Annotated in this window: 6 protein-coding genes and 1 pseudogene; all 7 read right to left on the bottom strand. The window is 41.9% G+C overall.

Annotated features, from left to right (window positions below; genetic code table 11):
- Positions 1–124 precede the first annotated feature (124 nt).
- Positions 125–271, bottom strand: a pseudogene (locus tag GJS40_RS04630) (UPF0236 family transposase-like protein); the annotation flags it as partial.
- Positions 272–307: 36 nt separating this feature from the next.
- Positions 308–430: a lmo0937 family membrane protein gene (locus GJS40_RS04625; RefSeq protein ID WP_270896542.1), complete on the bottom strand. Its 123-nt coding sequence runs from the start codon at positions 428–430 to the stop codon at positions 308–310.
- A gap of 548 nt (positions 431–978) precedes the next feature.
- Positions 979–2,268, bottom strand: a complete 1,290-nt coding sequence (locus GJS40_RS04620; protein ID WP_270896540.1) for an adenylosuccinate synthase — start codon at positions 2,266–2,268, stop codon at positions 979–981.
- Positions 2,269–2,460: 192 nt separating this feature from the next.
- Complete coding sequence (gene dnaB, locus GJS40_RS04615; RefSeq protein ID WP_270896537.1) at positions 2,461–3,828, bottom strand: replicative DNA helicase; 1,368 nt, start codon at positions 3,826–3,828, stop codon at positions 2,461–2,463.
- A 23-nt stretch (positions 3,829–3,851) separates the two neighbouring features.
- Positions 3,852–4,298, bottom strand: a complete 447-nt coding sequence (rplI, locus tag GJS40_RS04610; RefSeq protein WP_270896535.1) for a 50S ribosomal protein L9 — start codon at positions 4,296–4,298, stop codon at positions 3,852–3,854.
- Complete coding sequence (locus GJS40_RS04605) at positions 4,295–6,268, bottom strand: DHH family phosphoesterase (RefSeq protein WP_270896533.1); 1,974 nt, start codon at positions 6,266–6,268, stop codon at positions 4,295–4,297. The genes rplI and GJS40_RS04605 overlap by 4 nt, the downstream gene beginning before the upstream one ends.
- A gap of 11 nt (positions 6,269–6,279) precedes the next feature.
- Positions 6,280–7,218 carry a YybS family protein gene (locus GJS40_RS04600; RefSeq protein WP_270896531.1) on the bottom strand — a complete coding sequence of 313 codons (939 nt, stop codon included), beginning with the start codon at positions 7,216–7,218 and terminating at the stop codon, positions 6,280–6,282.
- Between the last annotated feature and the right edge of the window lie 138 nt (positions 7,219–7,356).

Here is a 7,356-nt window from a genome sequence, read left to right as displayed (position 1 = left end):
GAGCTATCTTTTTCATGTAACTTCTTGTTCGAATGTCCTCTTGCTTCGAATCCATCCTAGCTTCTACTTGACCAAACGGGGTTTTTAACGACAAATGATCCAGACAAGCTACTAAACCAGTACTCATCGCACGCACGCCTTTATCTACCCAACTACGTCCATTCTTCAATCGCTTCGCAAACACCCTCATTGTGGCCTCCGCACTTCCCATCGGTCGCATGCCATCTGTATTTATTCCCTGTTCTTGAAGCCATTGGCGATAATCCCCTAGGGCTTCCGGATACTTTTCTAGCTGACTGATAATGTTCTAATCGTTCTTCACAAGTACGATCGCGACGATGAATAAAGTATGTATTAAACCACCTGCGATTCCAAAGAAAAAGCCAATTGCCCACAGGATGAATAAAATGATAGCGAGCCTCGTGAGCATGTTTTCCTCCTCCTTTACCCAATCGAGTAGGAGGAGGCGATGAACCTCCGTCCTCTCACACCACCGTACGTACGGTTCCGTATACGGCGGTTCAATTAAGATTTGTAACGCAAGAATTCATAACGTTTTTGTAGACTTCTAAACCCCTGGTGACTCCAATATGAGTTGCCAAGGGTTCTGTCTAATATTGGACTGTTGGAGATACGCCTCCTCGGGTAAGAATGTAGTCTTTCCTTCCATCTATCCGCTTCATTTACTCTGTATCACCTTTGGCAGAAAGGACTTTGTTTTGTTCAGCAAACTCATCCAGTGATACCTAGCCTTATATGAAGTTCGTGTTCCTCGGACCGGAAGTTTGCCGCCCGCTTCCTTCAGATTCCGCGTCACCACGGACACCCTTGCGTTAAGCTAACCACTACTTCTGCCTTCGTGGCTCGGGACTTGCACCCTATAGACTACACCCATGCCGGGCGCACTAAAAAAGGTTCCAAGCAAATGTTAGTGCTTGGAACCATTCTTTTTGGCTAGTTATGTCTCAGACTCTTTATTTATACTCCCCAAACGTTTCGCACTAAGTTCGTTTGACTACGATCTGGACCGACTGAAAAAATACTGATTGGAATATTCGTAAGTTGAGAAACTCGTTCAATGTAGTGGCGGGCATTGTCTGGCAGTTCATTGAACGAGCGCGCTCCTGTAATATCTTCTGTCCAACCAGGTAATTCTTCATAAACAGGCTCACATTCTGAGAGTACTTTTAAACTGGCCGGAAATTCTTCAATGATTTCTCCACGATACTTATAAGCTGTACAAATTTTTAACGTGTCAATCCCGGTTAATACGTCGATGGAGTTTAGCGATAAATCGGTAATGCCACTGACGCGTCGAGCGTGGCGAACGACGACGCTATCAAACCAACCAACACGGCGTGGTCTTCCCGTTGTCGTTCCGTATTCATTTCCAACTTCACGAATTTTATCGCCGATTTCATCCGTTATTTCCGTTGGGAAAGGACCATCACCGACTCGGGTTGTATATGCTTTCGATACACCAACAATTTGATTAATTTTCGATGGACCGACGCCCGAGCCAATCGTCACGCCACCCGCGATAGGGTTAGAAGATGTTACAAATGGATATGTTCCTTGGTCGATATCAAGCATCACACCTTGCGCTCCTTCGAAAAGGACGCGACGACCTGCTTCAATTGCATCATTTAATACGACGGATGTATCACATACATATTTCGCAAAAAATTGACCGTATTCGTAATATTCGTCTAAAATTTCTTCTTTTGTAAAACCTTCTTCTTCGTACACTTTTTCTAAGAGACGGTTTTTTTCTTTTAAATTGCGCTCTAATTTTTCTTCAAACTCTTCTTTATCTAATAAATCAGAAATCCGAATCCCAACACGGGCTGCTTTGTCCATATAAGCAGGGCCGATCCCTTTTCCTGTTGTACCGATTTTATTCGATCCTTTACTTTTTTCCTCGGCAAGATCCAATTTAATGTGATACGGCAAAATCACGTGGGCTCGGTTGCTAATCCGCAAATTATCCGTGTTTATTCCATGGCTGTGTAAATATTTTAACTCCTCGACCAGTGCTTTCGGGTCAATCACCATTCCGTTTCCGATGACACACGTTTTATTTTCGTAAAAAATCCCGGATGGAATGAGATGTAATTTATATTTCGTGCCATTAAAAACGATCGTATGTCCAGCGTTGTTTCCACCTTGATAACGAGCAACGACTTCTGCATTTTCGGAAAGATAGTCTGTAATTTTTCCTTTTCCTTCGTCTCCCCACTGAGTTCCGACTACTACAACTGACGACACTTCGTCCACCTCCAGCACCTGGATCCCAGGGCTTTTTCTACATCATTTCTTGGTCCATCTACGTACGTTTTATGACCATAATCCTTTTAAAGTGTATCAATTCATTCGGGTAAAGTCAATATAAACACGAACATTTCACTTATTATTAGGATTTATGTTCGTTCCACTAAAATGAAAAAGCACCTCTCGGGATTACGCTCCCGGTGGTGCTTGACTTTCATCGTGACGACGATCGAGGTTGACGAATTTGTTGTACTCCTTAATGAAGGCTAGTTCTACCGTGCCTACCGGACCGTTTCGTTGCTTTGCGATAATAATTTCGATAATATTTTGGTTTTCCGCTTCTTGGTCATAGTAATCTTCCCGGTAAAGAAAAGAAACGATGTCCGCATCTTGTTCGATACTTCCTGACTCCCGTAAGTCAGACATCATCGGTCGTTTGTCTTGACGGGATTCTACTCCGCGGGAAAGTTGAGATAGTGCAATCACTGGTACATCTAGCTCTCTCGCTAATGCTTTTAAACTTCTTGATATCTCAGACACTTCTTGTTGACGACTTTCTCCGCGTGAGGTAGCGGAACCTTGAATGAGTTGTAAGTAATCAATTACCACCATGCCGATGCCTCGTTCTTGTTGAAGTCTTCGGCATTTGGCTCGTATGTCATTCACCCGTATTCCTGGTGAATCATCAATGTAAATTCCTGCAGAAGATAGACTGCTCATCGCCATTGCTAACTTCTCCCAGTCTTCTTCCTCCAACGCTCCGGTTCTCATCTTCGTAGCATCGATATTTCCCTCTGCACAAAGCATCCGTTGCACAAGTTGCGTTGCTCCCATTTCCAAACTAAAAATAGCGACGTTAATGGAACTTTTAATCGCTGCATTTTGGGCAATATTTAACGCAAAAGCAGTTTTCCCCATGGAAGGACGTGCGGCGACAATAATTAAATCGCTCGGTTGAAAACCAGCTGTTACGCGGTCCAGCTCGACAAATCCACTCGAGACCCCTGTGACATCTGTTTGTCGATTTTGAAGCCTTTCAATATTATCGTAAGTCTCAATTAAAACATCTTTGATGGAAACAAACGAACTCGTGCGACGTTTTTGCGCCACTTCCAAAATAGCTCGTTCTGCCTCGTCCAATATTTCCTCTACTTCTAAATCACTTTCGTACCCTTCTTCTGCGATGTGAGTCGCCGTTCGAATTAAACGACGAAGGAGAGATTTTTCATATACAATATTACTGTAATAACCGATATTCGCAGCGGTCGGAACGGAAGTCGCTAACTCTGTTAAATAAGAAATCCCGCCAACTTCTTCCAACCATTCGTAGTCTTGTAATACGGAAGTAACGGTAACGAGATCGACCGGGCTACCTTTTTCGTTTAATTCCAACATGACACGAAAAATACGCTGATGAGCGATGTTATAAAAATCTTCCGGTGTTAATTGTTCTGAAGCAGTCACAAGGGCTTCGTTCTCTAAGAAAATAGCCCCAATGACTGCTTGCTCTGCCTCAATATTTTGAGGCGGTGTCCGATCGGCATATACCTCGTTCATCCTCGTTCACTCCTAGGTTATCTTTACTTATCTTCGATGACATGAATATCAACGGTTGCTGTTACTTCTGGATGGAGCTTAATCGGCGTTTTTGTCACTCCAAGAGAACGAATTGGTTCTTCTAATTCGATTTTGCGTTTATCAACAGTAAAACCTTTTTTCTTTAAAATATCCGCAATTTGTTTTGTGGAAACTGCGCCAAATAAGCGTCCGCCATCACCTGCTTTAGCTTTTATTTCTATTTTTTCTTTTTCCAATTTTTCTTTTAACTGTTTTGCTTCTTCTAACTGTTTCTTCGCTTTTTTCTCTTCGGCTTTTTTCTGTTGTTCAAGACTTTTTAAGTTTCCTTTCGTTGCTTCGACTGCAAGGTTGTTTGGAAATAAGTAGTTACGCGCATACCCTTCCGATACTTCTTTCACTTCTCCTTTTTTCCCTTTTCCTTTTACGTCTTGTTGAAAGATAACTTTCATTCTTGTTTTCCCCCTTCCAAATATTTATCAATGGCTTGTTTTAATTCTTGTTCTGCTTCTTCTAACGTAACGTCTTCTTTAAATTGGGTCGCAGCATGTGTTAAATGGCCACCACCCCCGAGCATCTCCATGATGACTTGTACGTTCACATCACCAAGGGAACGGGCACTGATACTAATTTTTCCATCACCTCGGCGAGAGATGACAAAAGAACCTTTCACATGATCCATCGTTAAAAGCGTATCCGCTGCTTGTGCGATTAAAATTTGGTCGTACACTTCCCCCTCCGGTGCGACTCCAATCGCAATTCCTTCTCGATAAATAAAAGAATTAGCAATTAAATGAGACCTTTTGACATACGTCTCGATATCTTCTTTTAACAACATTTGCACAAGGGTTGTGTCTGCCCCATGAGACTTAAGAAAAGAAGCCGCATCAAACGTGCGAGAACCGGTACGGATCGCAAAGCTTTTTGTGTCGACAATGATCCCCGCAAGGAGTGCAGTTGCTTCGAGCGTATCCATTTTCACAGGGGCTGGTTGATACTCAAGTAACTCTGTAACTAGTTCCGCAGTGGAGGAGGCATATGGTTCCATGTACACGAGTACAGGATCTTTAATAAACTCTTCCCCACGACGATGATGGTCTAGCACCACTACCCGATCAATTGCTTTCACTAGTTTCGGTTCAATCACAAGAGATGGTTTATGCGTATCTACTACTACTAACAGCGTTTGACGAGTAATATGATCCAACGCTTCATTCGGCGTAATAAACTGAGACCACAAGTATTCGTGTTTTTCTATTTCATCCATTAGTTTTTGTACATCCGGATTAATTTCTTTCGGGTCTACCACAACGTAAGCATCGGTGTCATTGACTTCTGCAATCTTTAACACACCGATCGCCGCTCCAATTGCATCCATATCAGGATTTTTATGTCCCATGACAATGACTTGGTCACTTTCCAGGACAAAATCCCGAAGCGCATGGGAAATGACACGAGCTCTTACTCGTGTTCTCTTTTCAACGGCGTTGGACTTACCACCATAGAAACGAATCGTTCCATCCGCTTCTTTAATGGCCACTTGGTCTCCTCCTCTTCCAAGAGCAAGGTCAAGACTTGATTGAGCAAGAGCGCCAAGTTCTTGTAAAGATGGTTCCCCACAACCGATACCAATACTTAAAGTAATCGCTACTTTTTCTTTTTCGGTCGTTTCTCTAATTTTATCTAATATGTCAAAACGTGTTTCTTCTAAAACACGTAAAGTACGCTGGTGCATCACCGCTATAAAACGGTCAGAAGCAGTACTCCTTAATAATACACCATGTTCACTCGCCCAATCGTTCAATAACGAAGTCACATGACTCATCAATTTACTGCGAATTTGGTCCGGTATTCCTTGCGTGACGTCGTCGTAGTTATCCAAATAAATAATTGCAATGACAGTCTGTTCTTCTTCGTAAAGGTTTTTCGTTTCAATCGTATCCGTCATGTCAAAGAAATATAAAAGACGCTCTACTGCTTTGACATGCACAACGTATTGTCTTTCATTTAAAGTCACGTAGATCTCTTCATTGCCTTCTTCAATTCGGGAGATCAAGTTTTCATCAATCATGGTGATTTTTTCTCCCAGAAATTCTTCCGGCAAAAATTGTCTCATATACGGATTTGCCCATTGAATTTCCTTCTCTTCATTATACAATAGGATCCCAATTGGAAGCTTGGTGACCGCTTCTTCGCCAGCTTTATTAACGCGATGAGTGAGCGTTTGAATGTAGTTTTCTATGTCTTGTTCAAATACACTTTGGGTACGAAAAACATACAAAGACAAAAGCACGAGCAAAATAAGCCCCGCAAGACCTAATCGCCATTGATAATACGTCAACGCACCAAGAAGTAAAACGGAAAACAAGAGAAGGGCAATGACGGCAAGTCCATACCGCCGTTTGGAAAACAATTCAGGCATAATTTCAACCCCTACTTCAAATCAGATTCCAGACGTTTTTTTAAATGAAATCCTAAGTCGATAATACCTAACAAACGGGCGAGCAAGTGAATAATTGGTAACAAAAAACCGACGATCACTAAAATAATCGGCAACGCTTTGGATATGGATTTCACATAACAATAGTAAAACACGACGGTAAACCCTTGAATCGCCATCAACGTTTCAAGCAATGGAAACAGGTTCCAAACAATGATTGCTAATGTCGTTTGTTCGTTTCCAACGATGAAAAATAAAATGGTTACGATTAAATAATACCACAGTAAAGACCTAGGTAAATTCCATTCTCTAAATGGAGGGAAAGGGACAATATCCATTTTTAAACGGCGAAAGATCACATGAGCAATCCCTTGTGCCACAAGAGCGTAAATCGCTCCTGAAAAAACAATGAATAACGGAGCAAGATGTCCCATTTGGTGAATCATTTCTTCAAACATCGCTAGGTCTTCAGACGGTTCTTGACCGATGGACACAATCATTCTTTCTGCTTGTTCTAATGACTGTCTCATTGCATCTTGCATGACAATCATTGGATCCGTGGAAAGGATTAAAACAGAAGCTGCATACAATAAGACAATCCCTACTATGTACGTGACGGCACTTCCCGCGAGAACGATAAATGCTTCTTTTTTACGGCGAATCAACTCGCCAGCAACCACTCCACCGGCTCCGGAAAGAAAAGCATTCGGAAGTCCGAGTATCCCACCAACAAGAACGGACAACACCAAAACAGCAACAAACATCACAGTTCCTGGCTTCCAACCGTGACGTGCTGTGTATATGATAAAAGGTAAAGGCAAGAACCATAACAATATCGAAATAAATAAAGGAACATAAAGAGAAAGTAACAATAAGACGATAAATATCCCACTTAAAATTGCTCCTTCAGTTAACCTTTTCGTATCCTGCAAAAAAGTCACCTCTTCTGCTTACAAAATGTGGGTAAACATGTGAAAATGTAAAAGAAACCTATTGATACATTTTAAGCTATTCCTTCATAAAAAGAAAGACAAACAATCTCTCTCACCCTCGTTCGAGTAAAAAGATGG

The organism is Aliibacillus thermotolerans, assembly GCF_027853235.1.
Classification (GTDB): Bacteria; Bacillota; Bacilli; order Bacillales; family Marinococcaceae; genus Aliibacillus; species Aliibacillus thermotolerans.
The sequence above is the reverse complement of the archived record's forward strand: the minus strand, read 5'-3'. Positions and strand labels throughout refer to the sequence as shown.